Source organism: Chitinophagales bacterium (assembly GCA_016787225.1).
GTDB lineage: Bacteria > Bacteroidota > Bacteroidia > Chitinophagales > JADJOU01 > CHPMRC01.
Genome location: JAEUUY010000029.1, coordinates 103835 through 130793, shown reverse-complemented (window position 1 = coordinate 130793; position 26959 = coordinate 103835). Strand labels below are relative to the sequence as shown.

General features: G+C 35.6%; 16 protein-coding genes. 10 read left to right on the top strand and 6 right to left on the bottom strand.

Annotation, left to right across the window (positions count from 1 at the left end; all coding sequences use genetic code 11):
- Positions 1 to 485: 485 nt before the first annotated feature.
- Both JNL75_11430 and JNL75_11425 read right to left on the bottom strand, forming a co-directional pair.
- On the bottom strand, positions 486 to 1217 hold the full coding sequence (locus JNL75_11430) for a hypothetical protein (protein MBL7790430.1): 732 nt from the start codon (positions 1215 to 1217) through the stop codon (positions 486 to 488).
- A gap of 670 nt (positions 1218 to 1887) precedes the next feature.
- Complete coding sequence (locus JNL75_11425) at positions 1888 to 2715, bottom strand: hypothetical protein (protein ID MBL7790429.1); 828 nt, start codon at positions 2713 to 2715, stop codon at positions 1888 to 1890.
- Between the two features lie 131 nt (positions 2716 to 2846).
- Here JNL75_11425 and JNL75_11420 point away from each other — a divergent pair, with 131 nt between their 5' ends.
- Positions 2847 to 7415: a gliding motility-associated C-terminal domain-containing protein gene (locus JNL75_11420; protein ID MBL7790428.1), complete on the top strand. Its 4569-nt coding sequence runs from the start codon at positions 2847 to 2849 to the stop codon at positions 7413 to 7415.
- 9 nt (positions 7416 to 7424) lie between these two features.
- Here JNL75_11420 and JNL75_11415 read toward each other — a convergent pair whose 3' ends face one another.
- Together JNL75_11415 and rpoN are read right to left on the bottom strand one after the other, a co-directional pair.
- On the bottom strand, positions 7425 to 8072 hold the full coding sequence (locus JNL75_11415) for a hypothetical protein (protein MBL7790427.1): 648 nt from the start codon (positions 8070 to 8072) through the stop codon (positions 7425 to 7427).
- Positions 8073 to 8084: 12 nt separating this feature from the next.
- Positions 8085 to 9542, bottom strand: coding sequence for an RNA polymerase factor sigma-54 (gene rpoN, locus JNL75_11410; GenBank protein ID MBL7790426.1), 1458 nt, complete (start codon positions 9540 to 9542; stop codon positions 8085 to 8087).
- A 156-nt stretch (positions 9543 to 9698) separates the two neighbouring features.
- On the opposite strand from rpoN, the gene JNL75_11405 reads away from it, so the two are divergent.
- The 9 genes from JNL75_11405 to JNL75_11365 all read left to right on the top strand — a co-directional run bounded on the left by JNL75_11405 (position 9699) and on the right by JNL75_11365 (position 18754).
- The gene (locus tag JNL75_11405) at positions 9699 to 10862 is read left to right on the top strand and encodes a glycosyltransferase family 39 protein (GenBank protein ID MBL7790425.1); all 1164 of its coding nucleotides are present in this window, start codon (positions 9699 to 9701) and stop codon (positions 10860 to 10862) included.
- A gap of 2 nt (positions 10863 to 10864) precedes the next feature.
- Positions 10865 to 11815: an isopenicillin N synthase family oxygenase gene (locus JNL75_11400; protein ID MBL7790424.1), complete on the top strand. Its 951-nt coding sequence runs from the start codon at positions 10865 to 10867 to the stop codon at positions 11813 to 11815.
- A gap of 27 nt (positions 11816 to 11842) precedes the next feature.
- Entirely contained in the window at positions 11843 to 12589 is a 747-nt protein-coding gene (locus JNL75_11395) for an alpha/beta hydrolase (GenBank protein ID MBL7790423.1), read from the top strand.
- A gap of 8 nt (positions 12590 to 12597) precedes the next feature.
- Positions 12598 to 13215, top strand: coding sequence for a CBS domain-containing protein (locus JNL75_11390; GenBank protein ID MBL7790422.1), 618 nt, complete (start codon positions 12598 to 12600; stop codon positions 13213 to 13215).
- A gap of 6 nt (positions 13216 to 13221) precedes the next feature.
- Positions 13222 to 14091, top strand: coding sequence for an NAD kinase (locus tag JNL75_11385; protein ID MBL7790421.1), 870 nt, complete (start codon positions 13222 to 13224; stop codon positions 14089 to 14091).
- 25 nt (positions 14092 to 14116) lie between these two features.
- Positions 14117 to 14851 carry a site-specific DNA-methyltransferase gene (locus JNL75_11380; protein ID MBL7790420.1) on the top strand — a complete coding sequence of 245 codons (735 nt, stop codon included), beginning with the start codon at positions 14117 to 14119 and terminating at the stop codon, positions 14849 to 14851.
- An 89-nt stretch (positions 14852 to 14940) separates the two neighbouring features.
- Positions 14941 to 15312: a hypothetical protein gene (locus JNL75_11375; protein MBL7790419.1), complete on the top strand. Its 372-nt coding sequence runs from the start codon at positions 14941 to 14943 to the stop codon at positions 15310 to 15312.
- Between the two features lie 127 nt (positions 15313 to 15439).
- The gene (locus JNL75_11370; protein ID MBL7790418.1) at positions 15440 to 17833 is read left to right on the top strand and encodes a TonB-dependent receptor family protein; all 2394 of its coding nucleotides are present in this window, start codon (positions 15440 to 15442) and stop codon (positions 17831 to 17833) included.
- A gap of 6 nt (positions 17834 to 17839) precedes the next feature.
- Positions 17840 to 18754, top strand: a complete 915-nt coding sequence (locus JNL75_11365; GenBank protein ID MBL7790417.1) for an AraC family transcriptional regulator — start codon at positions 17840 to 17842, stop codon at positions 18752 to 18754.
- A gap of 105 nt (positions 18755 to 18859) precedes the next feature.
- Here JNL75_11365 and JNL75_11360 read toward each other — a convergent pair whose 3' ends face one another.
- Positions 18860 to 20911, bottom strand: a complete 2052-nt coding sequence (locus tag JNL75_11360) for a hypothetical protein (protein MBL7790416.1) — start codon at positions 20909 to 20911, stop codon at positions 18860 to 18862.
- Positions 20912 to 20927: 16 nt separating this feature from the next.
- Positions 20928 to 26951 (bottom strand): hypothetical protein, encoded by a 6024-nt coding sequence (locus JNL75_11355; protein ID MBL7790415.1) that lies wholly within the window; start codon positions 26949 to 26951, stop codon positions 20928 to 20930.
- Positions 26952 to 26959 lie beyond the last annotated feature (8 nt).

Here is a 26959-nt window from a genome sequence, read left to right as displayed (position 1 = left end):
GAATTATCGAAGCCTTTTTGCATTTCAACCAAAATTTGGGAGGGGATTAAATCACCATTTTAAACATAGGCCTTGCTCACCGGAGCTATGTTAGCTCTGTTTTGTCAAAAGACGATTGTTTTCTTAAAATTTGGGTTAAACTCTGCAGGATTGGTCTGTTTCTAATTGGCAAAATTAGTCTATATCCTTTGAACTCGGATTGTGCACTAGAGTTGCACATAAATGATTATCAAATTGTAGGGATTTAGTTCTTCTGATGCGCAGCGTTAGCGATTTTATAACTCGAAATCAGCTATAACTCGCTATGGTTAAACCCAGAGGGGAGACATGAGATTCCTATATCCAAATTAATCCACACTATTCTGTAGACTCATTCATTTATATATATTCTTGATTTAACGTCAATATTTATGAGACTTTTTATAAACAAAAAACCCTCTGTGAGATTGCTCTGACAGAGGGTCTTCATTTCAGCCAGCGGGCGGTCATATTTTCTTATTGGTGAAGGTAATGGATGTGACCTGGCGGTATTCGGGACTTTGGGTTCCGAAGACTGAGCGGACATAGAGCTTGACGGCCTGCGCAATCGCATAGAGCCCTGTTTCTTTTTTGTATAGCAGTTTGTCGCGTTCGATACGGGCACTGCTGATGGCTGCCAGGGCTATGGCTACTTTGTTGTTTTTGTCTAATAGGTCGGCTACATAGTTGTCGAGGCTAGTGACTTTGAGGTCGGTTTCATTGGGCGCATAGTTGGGCTCGGTCTTGATAATGGCTATGAGGCCTTTGAGGTGCTGAATAAGCTGATCGAAGGATTGCTGACTGACACTGACAGTAGTCGGCGGTGATGCATTGGGGTCAGTGGGTAGGGGCGGTTTGGTGGCTCGCTGACCTTGAATCTTGCGGTTAAAGCCTTTGGCATCGTCGAGGAGTTCGTCAGTAGTACCGGAGGCTTTTAAGGCTGCCATAATGCGACTGGCTTTTCGCTTGAGGTCGGCAAAGGCAATGTGGCGTTTGTTGATGGCATCATCGTATGAAGCGACTTGGTCAATGACGAGATCTAATGCTGCCTTGGCATCGGTTTCAAGGACACGGAGATTGGCGACGGTGAGGGCTGTGCGGGAAGGATTGTAGCTGGCGCCAAAGGCATCTACAGTCTCTATGAGTTTCCCTAGATTGGCGACGTTTCGTGGGTGGCCGGTTTCAATGAATTTGCTCATAAGATTAAAAAATTTAAAGTGTTAAGAAATAAAAGTCAATTAGCTGAGGCTAATCTTAGTATAATAACGTGATAGTATTGATTATTGTATGGAGAAACTATCAAAAATGGTTAAGGGAGGGGTAGCTAGGAATCATGGATACCTGCGGTGTGAGGGTTATACCACAAACCTGTCTGACGACAGGCAGGGGGCATGAATATTTTTTTTACACCTGCGGTGTGGGGTTTTACCACAAAGGACACAAAGGTATCACAAAGGACACGAAAGTTTAAAGTGGATGGGATGGGTATTAACCGCGAAGGCGCAGAGAGCACAGAGGGTTATTAGACACCTGAGGTGTGTGGGTTTTACCACAAAGGGCACAAAGGTATCGCAAAGGACACGAAAGTTTTTTTTACACCTGCGGTGTGGGGTAGCCACGAATAACACGAATAGTCACGAATTTTTTACACCTGCGGTATGGGTATTAACCGCAAAGGCGCAGAGAGCGCAGAGGGATTTTTAGAAACCTGCGGTGTGAGGGTTTTACCACAAACCTGTCTGACGACAGGCAGGGGACACAATGGTATCACAAAGGACACGAAAGTTTAAAGTGGATGGGATGGGTATTAACCGCAAAGGCGTGGAGAGGTCAGTTATCGTCTATTAATTATGTATTGACTTGATAGTATTATTCCAATTCCCAAAATCGTTTTCTGCATTTTCGTTCGTTGACTACGATTTTGCGATACTGCTCGATGGTGAGTATGGGTTGTTTTTGATTGAGCATCCATATAGACATGGGATTTAGAACCATAGGGTTATAATATTCGCCATTGGGGTCTTTTCTATTCGTATAGAGATAGGAAATGCCTGGGGGAGTCTGCGGTAGTGCAAATGTGTCTGGAGAACCAAAGGTCAGAAACCCTGGATCGGCTGGCGTATCCCAGGTAGAGTCTGCCGTGATGAGGCTATTGGAGCCATTGACGAGCTCGACCGAACCTGGATAAGAGGCTGTATATTCTAAACCAAAATAACGAAACAACTGCACGCATATATCCGTTTTGCTCGGTGCCTGGAAATTGGCATAGGTCAAAAATACATAGGGCTTGTTCTTTTTTTCTTCACATATACCTAAAAAGGTTTGTGGCGGTGGTAGCGGAGGGTTTAAATTGAGCCAATAGATATTGATAGCCTTATCATCGTAATACATAGCTCGAACATCATTGCGTTCGAGGGTATTGGGATCATCCTCTAAGACAAAGTAGTTATAATCATGAATGGTGTCTAACTTGCAAACCTGAAATTGAATACAAGTAGGTTTGAAATATTTATTGAGGGTATCTAATACTTGATATAAATAAGTTGTAGATCGCTGCTGACGCAAGGGATGATTCAGTACATGGTAGAAATGAATAGGATAGATGACGGGTTCGCACGGGATTTTTTTTTGCGAATAGTCCTGTCCATAAGCCCAAAAGCATACAATAATAAAAAATAGTAATACAATGGTCTTCATATCGTCATGACAAATTTAATCTAAATCAAACGAAATCATAAATTAATTTACCTAGTCGTGAAAAAAAAATTATATTTGTTTGAGTGAAAATATACATCTATAGGCTTATATCCTAGAAATGAAATGGTGCTATGTTTAAAATAAGTGTTTGTCTTTTTTTGTTTTCTTTTCTTTTTTATCATGAAGTTCATTCACAGATAAATAGTACATCGAATCGGTATGTAGGTTGTGCACCTGATACTTTTAAATTTTATACAATAGGCAATACCCACTCTGGTCAGCAATGGAATAGCGGCAATGGAAATACTTCGACCTTAGACTCTCCTGTTTTTGTTTACAGTATTCCAGGTACTTATAACGTGACCATTGGTGCTTTGAATAGAACGATTACCGTTCATCCTAGGCTGAGTTATAATTTTAAAACCGATTCCGCAAAGGAAGGTTGTTTACCATTTCGCTTTAATCTCGTAGATATTACAAACTATCCTTCTGGTGTCAATCCTGTCACAGTTCGATGGATCTATCAGAATGGGGGCTCTAAGATAGGTAATGCTATCACGGATGTGATTTCCAACTATTATTTACATTACTGCTATGTGACTATGCAGGTCAATACTAGTATTCCTAGTTGCTTTGGAGAGATAAGAAAGGACTCGTTTTTTAAAATTCTGGATAGACCTATAGCTAAAATAGATTTATCTCCTAAGACAGCTTGCAAAGTTCCCTTTACTCCTATCATAACAAACAAATCTAAGGATTCACTAAAAACACCGCTTAGCTATCTATGGACATGGGATCAGCCCAGTGCGGGCACATCTACGAATACAATTCCACCTTCGCTCACTTTCACCACTAATACCTTAGCTACGATTATCTTGGAGGCTAAAAATATGTATGGCTGTGCTGGATATGATACGGTGAAGCTAAAGGTAGATACTCCTTTTCTTGACTACACTGCACCAAACAAAGTCTGTCGAGCTCCGTATAACGGTAAATTAATTATTAAAGATTTTGATACTACTAAATTTATTTATGAGTTTAGCTCCGATTTACGACTATCTGGTGCTAATATATTCCGATTAGAGAGCGAACTAGATGATACTACGTTCTTCTCTGGATTGTTTGCGGATAAGCCCAATGTGGATACCTTTGCTTATCTCTATATCACCAAGAGAAATAAAGCTGATACGTCTTGTAAAACAACCGTAGCTAAAAAAGTCAATATCTGTCAGACCTATCCTGTACCAGAGTTAAGATTTAGCAAGAACTGCGGTACACCTTTTAGAGATACTATTATAGCTCATAACTGGACTCCATGCTGGGATACCATAAAGTATCGCATGTACTATGTCGATAAATATGGGATCACGATAAGATTTGATAGTTTTAACGTAAAACCTTGGGATACGGCGAATCGAACGGGACCCGATACACTCATACCTTATGGTTTGGATAGATTATATAAGACAGATAGCTTCTATCGTAGAGGACCATTGACACTCCATGCCAATATCGCATTTATTAATGCGGAAACGAAATGCATACATACTTTTCAAGATTGGTATAGAGGGGTACAATCTTCGTTGTTTCGACCCCATTTAGTCAACTACTTTAACCAAGGCTGTAAAGGCAGGAAAGACTCTTTCGTGGTATTCCACTATGGTGTAGGGGCTATAGATTCTGTCATCTGGTATCTGGGTGATGGCTCTATTAAGCGAACTAAAACCACACAATTAGTACATACCTTCGCTAATTCAGGGAAATATCGCAGCTATGCTATTGTGAAAAATACACTCGGTTGTATCGATACCGTGAATCCTGTGTATACCTATAGGGCTGATTCTATATTACCTGTCATGACTATTTCGCAAAAGAACTTCTGTATATCGGATAGTACGACGGTCTCTATTACTAATTCTAGTAATTTTGATAAATGGCATTTCGTCACTGATAAGGAAAAGAGTTTTAACTGCTATACCGACGTAAACTTTACCCGCAAAAACTTTTATAATACAGGGAAACAATACATCTATCTATTTGCTGAAAAGATGGGCTGTAAAACCAGAGCTATTGATAGTCTTCAAATATCAGGACCTAAATTTAATCTGGATTATGATTTTAAATGCAGTCGTAGAGATAGCATACAGTTTATCGTCACTGATACAGCTGATATACAGACAAAAATAAATTGGAACTTTGGAGATGGTACTATCTATGATACCTTAAAAGATACGATATGGCATAAGTTTCTCGGTGATAGTATCGACTATCGGGTAAAACTCTATTCTGAAAATCCGAATGGCTGTAAATACCAAGACTCTGCTACCATAAAAATAAGAAAGGTGAAAGCCTTTTTTAGCGATACCCTCTTTTGTAAGCGTATAAACCCTGACCAGTTTCTAAATGGAACACCTTATAGCTTAGACCCAAGTCAAAGTAGAAATGCAGATATGGACCAAGGATATAGATTTACTTGGCAACTAGAAAGCATAGCCAAACCGGGATTCCCAGCTAAAAAATATCCCCCCTACACATCGAATGCACCTATACCCGTTCAAATATGGGAAGATACTATGAATTTAACACTCATAGCTCGTGATATGAATGGCTGTGAAGACAAAATAACTAAAAGGGTTGTTCTGACAGATAATACCATAGATTTTTCAGTAAACTATACCGATAGTTGCCCCCCTTCGCAGTGGGTGCACCTTCAGAATCTATCTACAAGTCCATTCGGTTTAGCATCTACGATATGGAACATCTATCGTATAAAAAACAATAGAGATAGTATTATCCTAGCCTCTACTAATTTTAATGTCTCATTATTTGCGGAAACGAGAATAGCCGATACTTTTAGATTTAGACTAGAAATTAAGGACACGAAAAACTGTGCCACTAAAACTTTAGAAAAATATTTTTATTTCTCTGTAGACACATCCAAACTTATCGTACCAGATACTTCCTGTCAAGATCTTACGCACAATATTCGCAGTACAGAAAACGACATTATTAAATTTAAGTATCGATGGTATGTCAATAATGTTTTAATTCCCAATGATACTTTATTTTCGCTAAACCATAAATTTTCTGGACTGGGCAAGCAACGGATAAGGCTTGAAAAGACTAGCCGAAAAACGGGTTGTACCAAGACCTTTGTAGATAGCACTATAGTTCTTCCCAGACCGAGACTGCATATTGAAAACAGTTTTGATTCTTCCTTGAATAAATGTTTTCCGGGTGTGACGACCATCAGTTATTTCGATAGTGCAGCTATACCATCCTTGGCATTCAAATTTGTACATAAAGGAAGTCCTAGAACCGTAAACCCAGCGACCATAGACCTGGATAGAGGTGCTAACCTCATTGAAGCCGTATTTTGGACTGATTATGGTTGCAACCTAGTCATTCCTATTTATGATACGGTGTATGGACCACTGGCTGATCTCTCACTAGATAAACCAACTATATGTAAAAATGACAGCATTACCTTCACACTCATCAATACGCAGGATGTAGATACCGTGCTCTGGTCATTTGGCGATGGAACTATCCGCAGCGGAACAGATCGAGTAGTGACTCATAAATATACTATAGCCAATGCTAACTCAGATTCTATACCAATAAGTTTTATCGTCTATGCTCCTCATAAATCTTGTCCATTGGCTAAAGTCGATACCGTAGTGGTATACGAAGCAATTTCAAAACATAGGATAAATGATGGTGTAGATACTGCGTTTTGTCATAGACCTATCCTTATTCATAATTTAGCTCCGCGTGGAGATTATTTTCGATGGATAATGAGCAATGGAGATTCTAGTCAGTCGAGTTCAGATTCTTTTATATATAATTTTAATACTGCAGGAGTCTATCGTATAAAGCAGTATGCCTATAGGTCACCTCTGGGCTGTGTAGATAGTAGTATCACCAATTTAATTTTATTTCCTAAACCGAAGATTTTAGCCACCATAGACACGGTCTGTCTCGGTAAGAAAACGGATATTGTTTACACTGTGGATTTACCGAATTCTAAAATCTTTATTAGTCCAGATTCTTTTAAAGGGTCTCCATTTAATCAATCTCCTATTCGAACACAAGTTTCGAAAAACACCCTAATTACCCTGACAGGGGTCTCTGAAAAAGGGTGTAAAGATTCTATACCAGTATTGGCGAATGTCTTATCCCCTCGAGTAGAGAAGTCATGGGATACCATTGTAGCTATGGGAAAGAAAATAGTATTGCCTGTAGGTTATGATCCATTATGGACCTATACTTGGTCGCCGAAATGGGTGAATCCTTCCTGTGAAAATTGTGCGAATCCGGAGATGCAAATATTTGATTCTATCATCTATAATTTGACTTTAGAGGATTATAAGAAATGCTTTAAATCGACTTATAAGTACGTGATAAGGCTATATCCAGAAATATTAGTCAAGGTACCTACTGCATTTAGCCCGAATGGCGATGGCAATAATGATATCCTCTATGCGAGAGGATTCGGGATCAAGAAGCTATTGAGTTTTAAAATATTCAATAGGCAAGGTCAGTTGATTTTCATATCGAATGATGAAAACTATGGATGGAATGGGATATACAAAGATGTACCCCAAAACTCGGACGTATACTTTTATACCTATGAGGCAGAATCCTATATTCCCGGCAAAGTAGTGTCTGGTGAAGGTAATTTTATGCTATTGAGATAGAATATCTATTTATATACCCTTATCAAAATAAACCAAAAAAGCAATCAACTGGCCTAATACACCACAAAATATGCCATAATATACTTCTCTAGGAGTGTGTGCTCTTAGGTATATCCGAGCACTTCCTGTAAATCCTACGACTATCAGACTCAATAAAACTAGAAAAAACGTGACTTGATGGGTATTTCGAGATAACAAGCTGACTACCATAAATAGATTGGTAACGCCCATAGCATGAACGCTTACTTTTAGGAAGTTGTTAAGAAAAAAGGCTAAACAGAGTGAAATCGTAGCACCCAACAATACAGCAGCTAATAAATTATCTTCCATGAAAACTATGGAGCTATTGAGCTTGGGCCGCAATGTTAAAAACGTCATTAAATAGAAGAAAAAGAAAATTAAATAGGGTAAAATTCGCTGCTTTTGAATACTGATATCGTAGTCTTCGACTATTTTCAGTTTTTTCATTATGAACACCGTAAATGCTGGAATAAAGACTGTCATAGCTATAATTATTCCTATAGTAAGATTCCAAACCTTATCATTGACATGGATGTAGCGGTAAGGGACCATATATAAAATAATCAATATATTGTAAATAGGAATGAGTATAGGGTGAAATGCTGTGGAGAAAAAACGAGCAATTGCGAAATTCATATTCTATTAAAATTAAATGGATACTTTTCTTTGGTGCTTTGAAGCGAGTTTCAGGTTTTCTCTGTATTTCGCTACAGTCCTGCGAGCAATTTTATAACCTTCTTTTTCTAAAAGCTTGGTCAAATCATCATCGGAATAAGGTTGGGTTTTATCTTCATTATTTATTAATTCTTCGATGCACTTCATTATTTTTCTGTTGCTTACTTCTTCACCATTCATAGAGTAAAGTCTTTCTGAAAACAGAAACCGTAACCCTATGATGCCAAATTCAGTTTGCACATACTTACTACTCGTGACTCTAGAAACAGTTGATATGTCAAAATTAATCTTTTCGGCTATATCCTTTAGTCCCATAGGTTTTAATAAGGATTCGTCTCCCGTAAGGAAAAAATCCTCTTGAATTTCCATGATACAATTCATGATAATAACCATGGTCTCCTGTCTCTCCTTAATCAACGATATGAATTGTGATGCCGAGTTTAGTTTATCAGAAATATAGGCCTGTGCTTCTTGTTCGGATTTTGACTTTTTTTTCTCAGCCTTTATCTTAGTCAGCATGGCTACAAACTCCTTATTGATCGTTAAGTTTGGTTTATTATATGAATGAAGCTCCAATTCCAGCTTATTGTCATTCCGGTATACAAAGAAATCTGGAATAATAAATTTCCCTATAGCTCTCTCTGTTTGAATTCCTGGACTGGGATTCAAGCTCTGAATTATTTTTTTTATTTCATCGAATTCTTCCATCGAAATTTTTAGTTTCTTTAGAATTCTATCATAATTTTTTCGAGTGTAATCTTCGAAGTAGTTTGATACTACCGTGAAAGCATCATCCACTAATTTAGTAAACTTCTTTCTTTTGAGCTGTATGGATAGGCATTCCTGAAGGTTTCTCGCTGCTATACCAGCTGGGTCTAATTCTTGTACAATTTCTATGACTTCATCTACAGCTTTACTAGTGGTATAATAATTTTGTCTAAAGCTTAAGTCGTCTACAATACTCTCTGTAGTGCGTCTAAGATATCCATCATCGTCAAGACTACCAATAATAAACTCTCCGATGATTCTTTGCTCCTCGTTGATGTCTAAATAGATTAATTGGTTATTTAAATTACCAATAAGTGTTTCGTTATCTTTAATAGGTATAAAAAGCTCTTTTTCTTCTTCACTATTGCCATACTCATTAAATCTATGAGATTCGCGGCTATAGACATTATCTGAGGGTGTGTTATCCAAAGAAATGCTATTGTGCGCAGAAGGATTAACCGAAAAATGCTGATCTATACTAACTGTTCGATTCTCAAGTTTAGAATCTTCTATGTCTTCAAGGGCGGGGTTGATGTCTAACTCTTCTTTGACTTTTTCGTCAAACTGCAGAATGTTCATCTCTATCATTTTGAATAACTGAATATTCTGCTGGGATAGCTTTTGTTGTAAAGTTTGAACTTGCTTTAAATTAGTCTTAGCCATATTTAGATGCTTGCATCAAAGATTATGCCAAACAGGATAAGTGCAAATATAGCTGAATTTTGAGAAACTATTATGAAGTTTTGAAAAAATCATTAGGTTTGTAGTTCTACATGTTAAAGTTTCTTCAAAGATTAAGGCACTACTCTAGATAAGATGATGAAAAGGCGTCCACTTTTATGGGTAGCATTGTTTTTAGCAGTTTATATTGCTTCTCTTCTTGTTTTTATAAGTGCATTACATATTGTGCCAGAAGTTTATTCTCAAAATGCACTTTCTATAGTTGATTATTGGAAATCAAACTCTATCATCAATTCGGGTTTCGTGCCTATTTTTATTCATAATGGTGCTCCAACACCATATTTATCGCATCCTCCTTTAGCTTATTATTTTCTTTTTGTATTTAATAGTATATTTGGTTTTAAGAGCTATTTTGTCCTTAACAGCTTGTTGGTAGCGATATCAGCCTTTTTCTTATACTTGACTATTTGTTTGCTCTCAGTGAAGAAAGCAAAAACGGAATTCAGCCTATATGCATGGATTGGAATGGTTATTTTTTTAACATCCTATCCGATATTGCGTTTTCAATTTTTTAATTACCATCCGGATATTTTTGTATTACCATTTTTAATTGTATCGCAATACGTATTTTTAAAATTGCTTATGAAAGAGCGCTATAGAAGTTTGAAGTACCTTTTCTTAGTAGGGTTGTTTCTAGCTTTCATGTCTTACTCTTCGTGGTTTGGTGCTGTTTTTAATTTTATCATTGTTCTGATTGCTTTGGTCAATTTGAGAAAAGGCTATAAACTGGTTTCGTATATTATTTTAGCGAGCCTTGTAACGGTTTCTATAACCATGCTCATTTATGGACAATACTCTTTTCATGGAGGATGGAAAAATGTCATCTTTTATTTCAAGGATACCTATTGGCGCGAGTCGCCTTTCTATGGATATTTGAAACAATCTGGTATTCAAATTATTGTTCATACTTTAAAAAATTTAGGTGTCTTAATCTTGAGTTTGATGGGATTGGTCATTATGTCCGCTCTAGCTAAGAAAAGGAAGTTTCTTTTCACTAAAAATGGTTATCGTTATTTAGTTCTGAGTTTTTTACCAGTTGTCATTTACAGTCTTGTCTTGATTCATTATTTTCAAAATACCTTTACGAGTCTTTATTTCACAGCACCACTTATTGTGTGTATTGCCATATGGTTAGAAAAATTATATAAACATGAAAAAACCAACTATACCGCTTTAAAAATTGTGGGCTTCATTGTGGTATCTAACCTATCTTTGTTACTTTATTATTTAAATCTTTTTTAAGCATGAATTTTATACCTAATCTAGATCCTATGGACTATTTGAGTTCAGATCCTGCTGTGAAATCTAAGTTCATTAAGGACTTAGGGGATACTTTTTCCAATATAGGTTTTGCTTGCGTAAAAAATCATTTTACACCTGAAGAAGAAATCAAAAAGTTTTATAGTAGTGTTGAAGATTTTTTCAAACTCCCAGTAGCTACCAAGGTAAAGTATGAGATACCTGATTTGGGTGGGCAAAGAGGTTATACCTCATTTGGTCGGGAACATGCCAAAGGTTCTGATGCTCCTGATTTGAAGGAGTTTTTGCAAATAGGTCAGGAAATAGAAGGGAATTATGTAAGTAAAGAGCAATATCCAGACAATGTACAAGTCAGTGAAATTCCAGATTTCAATCGTCAGAGTATGGTATTATATCGTGGATTTGAAAAGAGTGGAAGTATACTATTAAAAGCTATTGCTTCTTATCTAGGTCTAGAAGAGAATTATTTTGAACCTTTTATTCGGAATGGCAATTCTATTTTAAGGGCTATTCATTATCCACCTATAACGCAAGAGCCAAAAAATGCTATCCGAGCAGAGGCACATGAAGATATCAATCTTATAACTCTTTTAGTCGGTGCTAGTGCTGAAGGTTTAGAGGTATTAACTTCCGATGGAAATTGGCTAGCAGTAAATGCCCCTGAGAATCATTTTGTCATAAATGTAGGTGATATGCTACAGAGACTAACAAATAATAGATTAAAATCTACCACACACAGAGTAGTGAATCCTCCTAGGGAGAAGTGGCATACCAGTAGATATTCTATCCCATTTTTTCTACATCCAATCTCAGAAATGGATTTAACCTGCTTACCTTCATGTATCGAAGATGGTCAAAAGCCAAATTATGAACCTATATCTGCTGGAGAATATTTAACAGAACGTCTCATTGAAATTGGTTTGATTAAAAAATAGTCAAAAGTAGGAATAGCGATAGTTTGCATGCCAACAATTGATTCTTATAAATATATTGATCGGGGTCAGGGACCTACTGTTTTATTGTTACATGGGTTGTTCGGTTCCTTAGGCAATTTTGAATCTATGATAGAATTAGCTTCGGGCCGATATCGTTTTATTATGCCATATTTGCCATTTTATGATTGTGAGTTAAAATCAGCGAATTTGGAAGGGATGTTGAATTATTTAAAAGGCTTTATCTCACGCTTAAATTTAAAGGAATTTAGTATTCTGGGAAATTCGTTTGGTGGTCATTTGGCCTTGATGTATACACTGCAGGAACCAAAAAAAGTAAAGTCGCTTATCTTAACAGCGAGTAGTGGTTTGTTTGAGAATTCATTGGGTAGTGAATATCCAAAACGCGATAGAGATTTTTTAAAAAGAAAAATATTAGAAACGTTTGGTAATAAATCGGTGGTCACTGATAATCTTATTATGGATGTAGAAGCGATAGTCAACTCAAAATCGAGTGCCATTCGTATTGTAAAATTGGCGAAAAGCGCTACGAGAGAGAGTCTACTCAATTTAATTGGAAACATAAAGATACCAACGTTGCTCATTTGGGGAAAAAATGATATTATTACTCCTCCATTTGTCGCCGAAAAATTTCACCAATTGATGCCTCAGTCTGAATTAGTTTGGATAGATAATTGTGGACATGCTCCTATGATGGAATATCCACAAGAGTTTGCAGCTGCTATTGTCCCATTTTTAAATAATGTATATAGCTAAAATATAAGATGGATTACTTAGATATTGATTTCAATCCTATTTTTTATGGAGACGACTTAACCAACCTAAGGCTTCATTATAAGCACTATCCTGTGGTTGATGGAAATAGTAAGCTCTTAGGTATATTGGACTTGGAAGAACTCGAGATTTATCCAGATATTAAGCTTGAAATACAACCTGAGTTATTGGTTAATCAAGAACAGCATATTCTTTTCTCGATGATGCGAATGAAGGAATTGGATACCGATATTTTATTTCTTGTAGAAAATGGAACCTATATAGGCGCTATTACCTATAAATCTATTATGCATTATTTGCAAGATAAATTGAGTATAAGTCATGAAGCTTCATTTTTGACTATGTTGATTTCCCCATATTTATTTTCATTATCTGAATTGTCAAGAATTGTAGAATCGGAGGGATTAAAAGTTATCTTTTTTAGCACGCGAAGAGTGGATATTGAAAACATGGAAGTAAGTGTAGTTTTGGACTCCAATGATTTAAGGAGAATTACAGGTATATTGGAACATAAAGGGTACCAAATCAGCCATTGTTTTAATGAAACTGGTATCGTAGACCATTTAAAGTCTCGCTATGAGAATTTAATGACCTATTTAAATGTATAGAGAAAATTGAAAATAGCAATATATAGTAGAGAGTTAAAAAGTCAACATAGAGATTATGTGTTATCTCTTTTAGATTTTATAAAAAAAAATCAAATGCAACTTTTTCTTTGTGATGAATTAGTTGAGTTTGATTCGGAAAATAAATTACAAAACGGATTCAAAAATTGTCTAGATGTTAAAGAAATTAATCCTGATTTAATGATTTGTTTGGGTGGCGATGGTACTATATTAGATACGGTCGTTTTAACCAAATTGACTCAGACTCCAGTTTTAGGAGTGAATTTAGGTAGACTTGGATTTTTGGCAGGTGTCAATAAAGATGAATCCTATGATGCCATTCTTAGTTTTCGGGAAGGAGTTATGAATATCGAAAAGCGCATGCTTCTGGAAGTAAATTCTAATATCCCAATTTTTATAAATGAGAATATTGCGTTAAACGATTTGACATTTTTGAGAGCCAACACTTCTTCTATGATAGAGGTGACCGCCTATGCCAATGGAGAGCTATTAAATGAATACATCGCCGATGGTCTAATTATCTCTACTTCTACAGGATCTACTGGTTATTCCTTAAGCTGTGGTGGTCCTATTTTGCACCCAGATACGAATAGCTTTATCATTACTCCCATTGCTCCTCATAACTTGAATGTAAGACCAATTGTTCTGCCAGATGATACCATCTTAAGTTTCGAGATTAAGGGAAGAACTCCTGAATTTTTATGCACACTTGATTCTCGCTTGACTCATATTACCTCTCAGCATACGATTTCTGTGAAAAAGGCACAAAAATCTTTTAATATATATCAACCCAATGAAAGCAATTTCTGGAATGCTCTAAAGGAAAAACTACATTGGGGTAAAAAGTCATTATTATAATTTTTTATTTTTATTTTCATTTATTTTGAAACTCAATAAGGTTTATCATCGTGACTGTTTAAAAGGATTGAAACGAATGAAATCGGAGTCTATCGACTTGATTTTTACGGATCCACCGTATTTTCAGTACCGCGCTAAAAATGTTAAAGGTCTCAAAAATCATAAAGATGTAGTGACTGAGTTTGAGTTTGATTTATACAAAACAGAGGAGGAGTATCTCCAGTTTTTAGAAAACATTTTGATAGAATGTTATCGGGTAGCTAAACCTGGTGCTGCAGGTTATTTGTTCTGTGGAGACGATTTTGTATCGTATATCAATCGGTTGGTTGAAAAAACGGGATTCCAATTTCGAAAAGTAATTCATTGGCACAAGACCAATCCCTTTCCCGCCATTTATACGCGCAAAATGTATAGCAATAGCATGGAGTTAATTGTTCATTTCTCAAAAGGTACTCCTAAAACATGGAATCATAAGGAGGTAAATCAGATGCACAATTTTATAGAAACTCCAATCTGCATGGGCAAAGAGCGCAAAGCTCATAAAACACAGAAACCTTTAAAAGTTTGCATCCCTTATATAGAAATCAGTAGCAATGAAGGCGATGTGGTTTTAGATCCATTTATGGGCAGCGGAAGTACGGCTGTAGCAGCTTATCAGCTGGGTCGTCAATTTATAGGATTTGAAAGATCCGCGGAGTATTGTCAAATTATTGATATACGATTGAAAGAGCTAGGATTGAAGTCTGTCATTTTAGCTTGAGTTTTTTTGTCATAATATGTCCTTTATCTGTCCTAAAACTTGTTTAGTTTGACAATAAATTTGCATTGTTAATTTTAAACTTAATTTTTATGAAAAAGACAATGTTTTATTTAATTTCTATGTTCCTATTAGCTTCTTGTCAAAAGGATGTAATTGAAAATAAAGAAAATGAAGAAAAGAAAGAAAAAGCACCTGCGAAAAGCCTTTGTGATTATTCTCAGTCGGGTACCGTTCGATTTATTTCTAATGTCTGCAAGAGTTGGTATATAGAACTACCAGACGGAAAATTATTAGCTCCTTCATCTAGTTTAGATGATTTCATTCATTTAAAATATGATGGAGCAGAGATTCTTTTCAGCTATGAATTAGCTCCTTTTCCTTATGATCAATGTAATGTTATGCCTCAAACTGTAGTTCATATCATATGTGCTGACTTAAAATCTAATAACCCTAAGCCCTAATAAAATAATAGCTTTTTTAACTATCAAAAAACCAACCCATATGGGTTGGTTTTTTTTGTGGCAGTATCTGTCATGAAGTTGTCCTAGATTATTTTTAGTCCTGCAATAGTTTTGCTAAAAATTCTTCATGAAGAAAATTGCATTTATTTTTGTAATTATAGTATTTAGTTTACAATCACAGAATAGTAATTATTTGGCTAAAGTAGTTAATTATGATGGAATAACCTTAAGTGGTAATTATATTTTGATGGATACCAGTGAGAATTATATTGAAGGTGGAATTTTTGAAGATGGCAATATTCGTCTTAATTTAACTGCTTCATTGCCTTTAAAATTAACGCTCACAGCTCAAGGTTTTGAATCAAGAATAATTCTTTTGGATAGTTTAGAGTTAAATAAGGATAAGAAAGTGATATTCTTAAATGCATTGAATAAACGATTAAAAGAAGTTCAAATCAAGTCACGAAAACCTTTGTTTGAAAAAACTACTGATGGTACAAAAGTAAATGTCGATAATAGTATATTGAGCAGAAGCACCAGCGCAATGGAATTACTGACAAAAATTCCATCAGTATCAGTAGTTTCTGGTAAACTAAATGTATTTGGTAGGGGAGAGGCTCTAGTCATAATGAATAGCCAAGTTATTAGTATTGAAAGCATAAAGTCTCTACCAGTAAATGATATTAAAAGTATAGAAATTATAACGAATCCAGATGTACGATATGATGCCAAGGGTAAAGCTGTCATCTTAATTCAGTTAAAAAATTATCTTTTTCAGGGCTATAACTTGAATATCACGAATAATACAACCTTAGGGATAGTTCCTGAAGCATACCTAGGTAAGTATATCATAAATGCTCCCAATATAGGTTTTAAGTTGAGAAAAAACAAATGGGAATTTGAATCATATTATGGCAATGAGTATGGTCAAAATTGGTCAGAAAATAAGTTTATAACTTCCACCAATACACCACTAGGATACTATAAGAAGTATGGTTATTATACTGAAGACAATAAAAATAATAGTATTCACAATTATCGAGCAGGAGTTAGTTATAAACTAAATTCACAATCTCAATTAACAGCCGAATATGATGGCTTATCCCATTTGTTCTATCTCGATGTAAAACAAAACGGAGACTACATAGACCCATTTAATAATCTAGTAAAAATAAATATGGTGAATAGTGCTAGCACTAGACTGCAAAATCATTCTGGCAATTTAAATTTCTTTCATAAACTTGATAGCCTTGGAAGCAATATGTTTGCAGGGATTCAATATAGTAGTTTTCAAAATGGACTATTGGACAATATAACAGAAAACATATCCAATCCAATAAATGCTTTCAGCTATAATAGAATAAATGATGGTTTCAATCAAATCTACCTCCATACTGGACAGTTGGATTTTAGCCTAAAAAAATCAAAATACAATTTAGATTTCGGGGGTAAGATGATGCGCAGTAGAAATGATGGGCGAATTCAATTTTTTACAAAGTCTGAATCTGAGAGAGATTATATCGAAAATACATTGTTAGCAAATTCTACGACCTATCGGGAGGATGTAGCTGCACTCTATGCTAACTATAAGAGTACATGGAATGGCGTGCAATACAGTTTTGGGCTGCGCTGGGAATATACCTATGCCCAAGGATTCTCGAATAAATTTAATCAGAAAATTATTGATACGAGTTATCATAATTTTTTCCCCAGCCTTAAGTTTAATTTTAAGTTGAACAGAAATTTCAAACTCGCAGCGAGTTATGCTTATAAAATCAACCGACCGATTTATCAAGATCTTGATCCATTTTTATGGTATTTAGATAGCTTGACCAGCATTCAAGGTAATTCTAATTTGAGACCAGAATATATACATCAGTCAGAACTTCGTTGTATACATGATAGATTTGTCTTGCGATATAGCTATTCTCTAGCTAGGAGTGTAATAACACCGGTAATGAAACAAGGCAGTAGTGGAGACAATGCAGTTATTTTTACCAAAGATAATATTGAAAAACGACATCGACATAGTCTAGCCTTGGAGATTCCCTTTGATTTGAATAAATATTCGAGCTATCATACATTGGCGCTCAATTTCAATCAATTTAATGATTCGAGACCTATATATACCGCCCTATCGAATAGTCCTCAATTTTATGCATATACTTATCACTCCTATAAAATTCCTAATTGGTTTACGGTTGAATTTACTGGTGAATTTTATGGCAGAAGCTTCGATGGCTTTACGGAACGGAAACCATATTATTATTTCAGTTTAGGTTTATCTAAAACTTTTTTCAAGGAAGATGCTTTATCTGTCAGTTTGCTTTGGAATGACTTTGCCCAAACTGCTTTATGGGCAGGTAAATTCAATGTCAATACATTTTCGAATGAATATAATCAAAGATCTACCACGAGTTATATTCGCCTTACGCTAAATTATACTTATACGAATAAGACTGCATTTTGTTATAAAAGTCAAAAAATTAATCAAACCGAATTTGATAGAATCAAAAAATAATCAGAGATGAAACAACAAATCATTTTTTTAATCCAACCTCACACGAATTTACTTGATTTAGGAAGTGCTACCCAGAGCTGTCTAGAAGCTATAGATATGGGATTAGAGGCAGAATTGGTGTTCTGCACTTACGGTTCTGAAATTACTTCTTCCGTGGGACTTCCTTTCGGCAAATTATTAAATTTTGCAAGTGTGAAACCAAAATCTGGCGATATCATTTTCATAGTTAGTACGGATATTTCCTTTATACTATCGAGTAGGTATAAAATTTCAGATGATCTATCCATCTGGCTCAATAAGGCATATACTAGCGATTGTAAGATTTGTGCAATCTGCAATGGTGCATTTCTATTAGGTAAAGTGGGTTTATTAGATGGGAAGAATTGCACCACGCACTGGAAAAGAACACAAGAATTGCAAATGATGTTCCCACTTGCTAAAGTAGTAGAAAACATTATATTCATTGAAGATGAAAATATTGTAACAAGTGCTGGGGGTGTATCAGGTATTGATGTGACCCTCTATATGCTCTCTAAAATTAAGGATGAGTATTTCTCCCATAAAATAGCTCGAGAACTCGTCATGCACCAGCGCAGAAATGGTGGAGAGTCACAGCAGAGTATATATACAGAGAAGAGAAATCATGTGCATTCAGGTATTCATAAAGTTCAGGATTTTATCATTCAAAACATTCACAAGAAGCTAAGTGTGGCTGAGCTGGCAGAACATGCCAATATGAGTTATCGAAACTTCTTTAGAATCTTTAAAAATGAAACCGAATTAAGCCCAATTGACTATATCAATATGGTCAGAAGAGAAAAAGCTCTACAATTTTCTAAAGATCCAGACTTGAGCCTTAAACAAATAGCTAATTTGGTTGGATTGTCTAGCGAAAGACATCTACAGAGAATATTAAAGTAAATTATACTATTTCCATATATGACTGGTTTTTGTGACAATTCTTTATAAAACTTTTTGTAGATAAGCGTTGAGTTCTTAATTAAAATAGAAAGGTTTTTTAAATTTTTACCTTAACTCAATGGGATCTGATAAGGCTGATTTATTTCCATTGGAAAAAATTGCCTGAACAGAATAGAAGTAAACTTCTTTTGATGCAGCATAGTCATCTACAAATATAGTTTCCATTGATTGTTTATACATTGTCAATGGATTATTACCTGATTTCCTGTAAACAATATAATATTCTGGTTTTAAATCATAGCTCCAACTTAAAATTGCATTTGCTTTTTCGTCTCTCCTCACATTTAAATTAGTAATTGATTTTTCCGTTCCAGAATTAAATACTCTCAAAACTAATTCTGGTGAATACTCTGAAATCAATCCATCGTCATCGGTACAGGTCATGACGTAGGTATAATACTTTAATGCTTCTACATCCCGATCTATGTATTGTGTACTATCTAGTTCGAAATCCTTGATTTTTATATAACTAGCTTTATCTTCTGATTTTCTCCAGAGTGTATACTGCTTTCTATCTTTAGAGGGAGATTCATCCCATGAAAGTATTATATTATCTTTATTGACTTGGTAGAATGAGAAATGTGGTGCAACAGGTTTGATGACATCAGGTTTTTTAAGTTCTAATATTTCACTCATTTCACCTACCTTATAAGTCTTATCTATGGCTTGAACTGTGTAAAATACTTTTTCATTTAAGTCTGAAATCTGAATAGTATCGATAAAGCTTGTATCTTCTAATATATTATCATTTATCGGAATCATTTGATGCTCCCTACTGTTCGATCTGAAAATGTTATACCCTTTGATGTCCATCTCAGTTCCTAGATTCCATGACAAACTAACTACACCCTCTTTCGATATACTAGCCTTAAGACCCACCACTTTATCTGGTGCTTTCACATCTTTCATTAAAATATACCTAGGTGTGCTCATAGAGATATTATCGTTCTGATCTATAGCCATTACTTTATAGAAATTTGCCTGACTTGCTTCTGCTTTACTATCTGTATATTCTCTAGAACTAGAAGGAAGTATATCCGAAATGGCTTCATAATCTTTATCAACATAATGAGATCTTAAAACCTGAAATCCTTTAAGGTCTTTGCTTGCATTTATTTTCCATTTAAGAATATTAGAGCTGGCACCACTATTCTCTCCAGAAATTATATCTGCTGCTTCGGGTGCGGTTCTGTCTATCCCCATTGCCTTGATAGCCTGGCCTGGTCTAGATAAAAGTCCAAAAGAGTTAATGCCTATAATTCGATAATAGAATACCTTTTCATTTTCATGAAGAGAATCTATATAGGTAATAATGGTTTTGTCTTCAATACTTGGTTCATACAAGGATATATGTGGTCGGGAATTAAGTCGAGTGAAATTAGATCCATCTTGACTGCGCTCTATATAAAAGGCTGTATATCCTTCACTTTTCCAATGAAGTCTTACTTTTCGATCTCCTTGTTCTACAGAAGGTATAGGTCCGCTAAATGCTTGATATTTAATATCTTCATCTACTACAAGTATAGTCGTATCGCTGGAATATAGACCTTGCTCACCGTTGAGGTAAATCCGATAAATATATCTCGATTCAGGTTTGATATCTGTATCTAAATAACCTAGCCCAAGTTTTAAAGCTGTCTTGAAATTCATTTCCGCAGCATAGTGTGCGAATCCATGTCGGTTTTTAATCTCGTCATCAGCATTATTGAGCTGAGCTACAGTACCTCTACCAAAGTTATTCTCTCCAAATTTAACCGTTTTACCAAATACCATTTGCGCTGCGATCATGTCATAGGTATCTTTGGCTGTGACAGAATTTCTCCATTTATCTTCTGACCAATGTATGATAGGGTTTGAGGTTACTTTTGTAAAAGTAGGATTTATCGGTTTATGTGTTACGCGATCCACTTGTATTCTCTCAAGTATGAATCCTCTTGTCATGGCGAGTTCCCACATTGTATAATTATCGAATCCCCATCTTAGCATTATCCCTTCAGAAGTGGATAGGCCTATCATTCGAACATGGGTTTTGAGCTCCTGACTAATTGCTGTATTTATAAAATGAGCAATGCATATGAGTGTTATTATTCTCTTCATGTCTTTTATTTTTTGCTTAAAATCCAAAAGTCTTATTCATTTTATTCTTTGATCCACCTAACTCTACTTGAAAATTTTGTACCGATACATCTTCATATTTTATTGTAAGGTCTTTTGCAGATGGCGTAGTTCCTTGATCTATTCCCTTTTTTGTTCTGTTTTGAATTTCGCTTAAGAATCCTATAGCATTTTCAAACTGATCAGGTCCAGGTCTTCCTAACCATTTTGTTTTTATCCATATTTGACCTAGTTTCTGATTTCCAATGGTCTGAACCCCTTCTGATTTCTCCTTCGCTTGTATAAATTCTCTTATGTAGAAAAGTACATTTCTTTGACTTTGGCCTTTAGAGATGTTATAGATTTCCAGACTAGAATTATTGAAATTATAATTCTGATTATGATAATTTTGATTAGGCGATAATGAGTAATTTATATTGCTACTGAAATTGTTTGAGTTAAAATTTCCAGAGCCTAAACCTAAATACTTTGTGCTCACCCAGTATCTCGCTCCAGGAATTTTTATGCCATAGACTGCTTGATTTAATTCTACACCATATTTCTTAGCTATATCTTCGATCTCATTGTTCCACCCTGCATAGGAATTCTGGATGGCTTGGTCATTGAGACTCACCAATGGATCATAGGTTGTGCTCGAACTATTACTGGATTGAGTTTTAATAAGTGAATACTTTTTAAAATATCCTTCGACATCGGTAGGATTAAAAGCCTCGATACCATTATACTGCAGATAGGCAAGATAGGTATACCAGTTTTTATCCTTTTCGCACTTTGTTTTCACTTTTTGAAGAAGATTTTGATCTGGTCCGGCTAAATCAGCACTCGATACTTGACAACAAATTTCCACCTTGTCTTCATATTTTGGCAATGCTGGTATTCTCGCATAAGCGCCTTCTTGCTGCTTCATCATATTCATTTTATCCTGTATACTCTTATAATACTGACTAGTTCTATATGACCATGAATATAGAATTCGCTGATTTTTCGCTACCTTCAGTTTAGATTCATTCACTTCTGTTGTATTGACATTGGCTGTATTGAATCTACTATTTAGTACATTAGTCGTTTTGAACTTCGTAAATGAACTTGCTCCCTTCATAAAATCAGAGTTATCATTTTCTGCACCCCACTCTGCTATGAGTTGGCAAGTGATATCCTGTCCTAAATTTTTACTAAAACTAGGATGTGCAGAACCACATATTGTGATATTTCGCTTATCATCATACTCTAAATTCGTCATGAATTCTTCCACAGATTTATTGGAAGTATTTTTTGCACTCATCATAGGAATATATCTCATTTTGAGTCGAGCAGGCGCTTGATTTTCATAACCTTCTGGTGCCTCGAAATTGGATAATTTTAGTTTGCCACCGACAGCCATTTTACTAGCTTCATAATTGTCGATGGTCGCGTATTTAAGGCCAGCATATGGCATATTAAAGGCTATATTTTCTTCCTTGATCGAATCCAAACCTGCACCTGTCTTAAAGCTTACAGATTTGGTCTCTTCGAAGATAGAGCCATCTTTCTGTCTTTTAGCTTTTTCCCACTTTTTGCAACCTGTATAAATCTGTTTGCCATTTACATCAACGGTAGTTATGATATCACTACAGGACTCTAGATATGCTTTGAGCGTAAACTTGATATCTGTATGTGAAGGCAGAAGTTCATTCGAATAGTATGCTCCCCCATAGTTGTTCTTATCTTGAATCAGTTTAAAGTCTTGTGGTAAATTATTTCCAGTTATACTTGGATTGATACAATTAGAATTAAATCGAAAAACATAGAGTTTATTTTGGTTATCTCGAATTTGAAATTCTGAGTTTTTCATTTTTAAATTCGTAGAGAACGATGGAACTGTTGTGATTTCTTGGATTTCTTTAGTATAGGCATCTGGTTTATCTACATTCTCATTTGGCTGTGGAGAAATGTCTGAGAGTAAAGTGATACCGTCTAGAGGATCTTCTATAGGCAATGATGGTGTGCACTCAGAACCTAAAGAAAACTGATAATTAGCATTTCCTTCTATCAAACCATCCAAAATACTATATGAACCTCCCACAGCACCTTTCAACCATACTGGATTAGGAGCACCTGCTTTCAGAGCCGCAGCTGCCGTGATATCTAGTATTTTATATTCTCCAGATACCACCCATAGATCTACATAGACACTAAGATCACCGTGTATGCCGGCCCAAACTTGACCATTGGCATACCAGCCATTTAGGCCGAATGTTGTGCTAGGACCTAGTGGTTTATTATTACAATCTTTATCATATTTTTTCAACATAAAATCAAAGCCAGCCTCTGCCTTTAAACTACCTTTGAAAATTAAAAATTTCCCACCATAACTAAAGCCTGTGGAAGCACCAAATATTATAGATGGATTTGTTTTATTATTTGAATTATAGCCTTGTCTATTTGATTCAAATCCGTTTAGAGCCTTGGAAATCCAATCTGGAATAGGAGGCATAGGGTCTACTTTAAAATTTCCAGCCTGGAAGTAAGCCTTGAGCGCTTCAAATCCTGCTATCTCAGCTGTCAATGGTGAACCAAATTGTTTTGGTCTACCGAAAATTACATTCCATTTTGTCTCTTCACCCTGCATTTGAGTATAAATTCCAAAATCACCTGTTACTAAAAAAGGATCTTTTTTCAATTCCAAATTTGCTTTTAAATCAAATACCTTATTAGGTACTGAGTAAATCACATTAATACTAGCTGTGGCTACTCCTTCTGTCATTTCATTATTGGATAGAAAGCGTCCATTTCCATTGAGACTTATTTGATTCAAGCCTCCATCTTTTTCAAAATTAGCTTCTAAAGTCACATCTGCATTGAAAATTTGTTTAGCTGTAAGTCCTACTATCATCGTGCCCTTTAAACCCAATCCTACGTTTATATCTGGCTTATAAACCACACCTGAATTAGAAGTGCCTATAGAAGTATTGTCATTCTTTGTGCTAAAACCAGCTATACTTGTGGGCTGGAAAGTAGATTGAGACATATGGTGGTAAGCGCCTCCTCCAAATCCATGTATTGCTGTACCTGGGAAAGCAGGTATAGGTGGCGATATTTTTGCTAATGCATCAACATACCAATACTTATAATCATTGACACTACCAAACTGAATTCTCGAGTCAATACCAGAACTAATGGATGGGAAAAAACATTTAATACCTCCTACAAAACCACTTCCATAGATTGGGTCGCTGTCATACCATTTGATCTTGCCATCTACCTTCAGTACTGACAATTCACCCTTAATGGCTATCTCATTTATCTTAGTTTTATCAAAGGCTAGTTTTTTACCGTTTATTTTTCCCAGAATATCCATCACTAATTCTCCAGAGATTCCTTTGTCTGTATTATCTCCTAAACTCATTTTTCCACCGACACGAAGTCCAGGTCCTTCAATCAAAGACAATTTTGAGAGTGATAGCGGAAATCCGGAAATAGATTTATCAGGACTCGCTGTTGCCATAATAATTTGCCCTGGTGTAAAATAGGGTGCGGTACTACTTACCTTCAAACCTTGCACTTGTATGCCCGCTAACTTTACATTCTTTATCGGTCCCAAATTAGCTACTATACCTAGCTTTGCATTAAGTTCAGCAGATGCTTCAAAAGCATTTTCAGGATTATTGTTTGAGATGGTGATATTAGAAGATTTGTCAATATCAAGTTTTGCTATGAATACTGGGATGTCAATATCATTTTTAGGTGTAACAGCGAAATTATATAAAAATTTACTGTTGTTATAATTGACTAGACAGTTATAGACAAGTTGATTTTTCTCAGCATCATCTGTAATGGGAAGTGCCACTCGACCGCTAAGATTACCTGAATGAAATGCATTCTTCAAAAAGGAAATTTTAATTTCATCTAAACTATATGCCCAGTCTTTCAACTCTGCATCGCCAAGCTTGAATATATTTTGAGCGATAGCTTCTCCAGTTACACCCTGATCATCATAGATAAAATTTTGAATTCCAACAACAAATGGTTCTTTATTGCCTTTTTTCTTGAAAATTGGAGGCATCTCTAGTTTGAGTTGATTTAAGAAAAATCCCTTCCATAGAGGACTTGCTGCTATTGGTTCATTATTAATATAAAACGAAGGAAAAGGCGAATTAGGATTCTGAACTTCTGAATGATCATAATAGCCTTTGGCATCAAGAAATACATAATCATCGATTCCTTTAATTTTAAAATTTGATAAACTTATTTCTGCTATCCAATTGCTCCATTCCTTAGTAGTAAATGCCATTCCTATCTTGAGAGGACTTCCATCTCGTTGCACTATTTTATCAGAACCAGGTTCATACTCTGCGTGAACTCTAAACCACTGAAATCCATCTTGATTGAATATTACATAGGTACCCGTATCACTTGGAGAACTTTTCAGAGACTTTAATCGAATTGTTTGACTACCTAGTTTTACATTGAGGTCCTCTGCTAAATATAATACTCCTTCTCCACAGGGTTTGCTCGGACTTATGCACATGTTCTTAGCTCCTAGTGCTACGACATCAGGATTTCCGTCCGGCATATCAATGCCTGTCATGGCATTGAAGTAGGCTCTATCTACCTCGAAACTAAGGTCCGTAATTGCTATGATGATTGATTTGCCACCTATATTATTTTCAATTCCTATTGGCATCTCCAGCCCTATAGAATTCTTCCAATCTTTACCTGCTTGTACGATTTGATCTTTTGCATTAGAAAAGAATCCACCCATATCCTTAGCCATTTGCGGAGTCAAAGGTAGACTCGGAACTTTAGGGTCATCAGACTTAGGAATAAAAGATGCTGAGCTATTGACAAGTGCTCTAGCTGTTCCCGAAAGTGCTTTAAAATCATCATTAAGGGTCACATCTTTAAAATTCAATCTTACAGGTATATATCCCGAATTGATGACAGGCAAATTGACCTTAGCACGTCCCTCAATGACTCCTTCTGACCCTGCTTGTTTTATCATTTCAATAATAGTAAACTCGAAATCACCCATAAAGAATTTATCTCCACTATTCAATGTATAGTTTTTCATCACTGGTCCAGTTGCTTTTGGAGAAAGACAAGAACAATTGATTCCATTAGAGTTATTCACTGGAGGAAGTGATTGGGATGTTGGCACTGGTCCATTAGAAGTGTTCGTATAAACAAAGCTACAGATGTTAGACTTCCCTTGATTTGTAAAGACCATTTTTTTATTCAATTCTCGCACGACCACCATCCAGGCATATGTCTTTCCATTCTTCATTAACATCAAATTTGGATTATCTGGATTGGTCATATTAATATAGGTGTGCGACGGAGCTGTTAAATTCTCTTTTTTGATTAGATTACCTACATTGTTTTCAATAGCTTCATTCATAGCATCTTGAGCATTCATCCCTTCTTGAACCTCTATGATATACAAGTCATATACAATGTTAGCACCTGCTACAGTAGCGGGGATAGGTGACCAATTGAAATTGATGAGGATAGATTTAACCTCTGTATTGCCTAAACAGGAAGGACTAGTAAGTGTAGGAGTGTTATTATAGTTTATTTTGATGTCTTTGCACACTTTCGTGGAGACAGGCTCATCAGTATTGAAATTAAAAGCTTGTATGCAAATTTTATACATTCCCTCTGGTATCAATCCAAGGGCAATAGCGTCTGCATCTGCATTGCTGATATCAAGAATTTTTGTAGAAAAATTGTCTTTCAAAAAACTTTTCATGAGCACTTTCGTCTCCAGAGAATTGAGTGTGACAACCTGATTACTCGAAGGTTTATAGCCTGATTTCGTTGTTGCTGAAAATCCATTTGAACTAGTAACCTCTATTTTGAAATAAATCTCTTGGGTTGAATTTTTCTTATTGATACAAGTTAGTGTCGCACCATCAAAATTCACCATTTCATCTATGTATGGCTTATAAGGTGGAGCAAGGTTAAGTATAAGGGTGACATCATTCTGAGAATAGAGTTTTACTGCTAATGTGGATAATAAAATTAAGAACAATGCTTGTCTCATATCAAGGG

What these genes read in the sequence shown, in the direction of transcription:
- JNL75_11430 (MBL7790430.1), bottom strand. Translation starts at nt 1,217, where the DNA reads ATGAGCAAATTCATTGAAACCGGCCACCCACGAAACGTCGCCAATCTA.
- JNL75_11425 (MBL7790429.1), bottom strand. Translation starts at nt 2,715, where the DNA reads ATGAAGACCATTGTATTACTATTTTTTATTATTGTATGCTTTTGGGCT.
- JNL75_11420 (MBL7790428.1), top strand. Translation starts at nt 2,847, where the DNA reads ATGTTTAAAATAAGTGTTTGTCTTTTTTTGTTTTCTTTTCTTTTTTAT.
- JNL75_11415 (MBL7790427.1), bottom strand. Translation starts at nt 8,072, where the DNA reads ATGAATTTCGCAATTGCTCGTTTTTTCTCCACAGCATTTCACCCTATA.
- rpoN (MBL7790426.1), bottom strand. Translation starts at nt 9,542, where the DNA reads ATGGCTAAGACTAATTTAAAGCAAGTTCAAACTTTACAACAAAAGCTA.
- JNL75_11405 (MBL7790425.1), top strand. Translation starts at nt 9,699, where the DNA reads ATGAAAAGGCGTCCACTTTTATGGGTAGCATTGTTTTTAGCAGTTTAT.
- JNL75_11400 (MBL7790424.1), top strand. Translation starts at nt 10,865, where the DNA reads ATGAATTTTATACCTAATCTAGATCCTATGGACTATTTGAGTTCAGAT.
- JNL75_11395 (MBL7790423.1), top strand. Translation starts at nt 11,843, where the DNA reads ATGCCAACAATTGATTCTTATAAATATATTGATCGGGGTCAGGGACCT.
- JNL75_11390 (MBL7790422.1), top strand. Translation starts at nt 12,598, where the DNA reads ATGGATTACTTAGATATTGATTTCAATCCTATTTTTTATGGAGACGAC.
- JNL75_11375 (MBL7790419.1), top strand. Translation starts at nt 14,941, where the DNA reads ATGAAAAAGACAATGTTTTATTTAATTTCTATGTTCCTATTAGCTTCT.
- JNL75_11370 (MBL7790418.1), top strand. Translation starts at nt 15,440, where the DNA reads ATGAAGAAAATTGCATTTATTTTTGTAATTATAGTATTTAGTTTACAA.
- JNL75_11365 (MBL7790417.1), top strand. Translation starts at nt 17,840, where the DNA reads ATGAAACAACAAATCATTTTTTTAATCCAACCTCACACGAATTTACTT.
- JNL75_11360 (MBL7790416.1), bottom strand. Translation starts at nt 20,911, where the DNA reads ATGAAGAGAATAATAACACTCATATGCATTGCTCATTTTATAAATACA.
- JNL75_11355 (MBL7790415.1), bottom strand. Translation starts at nt 26,951, where the DNA reads ATGAGACAAGCATTGTTCTTAATTTTATTATCCACATTAGCAGTAAAA.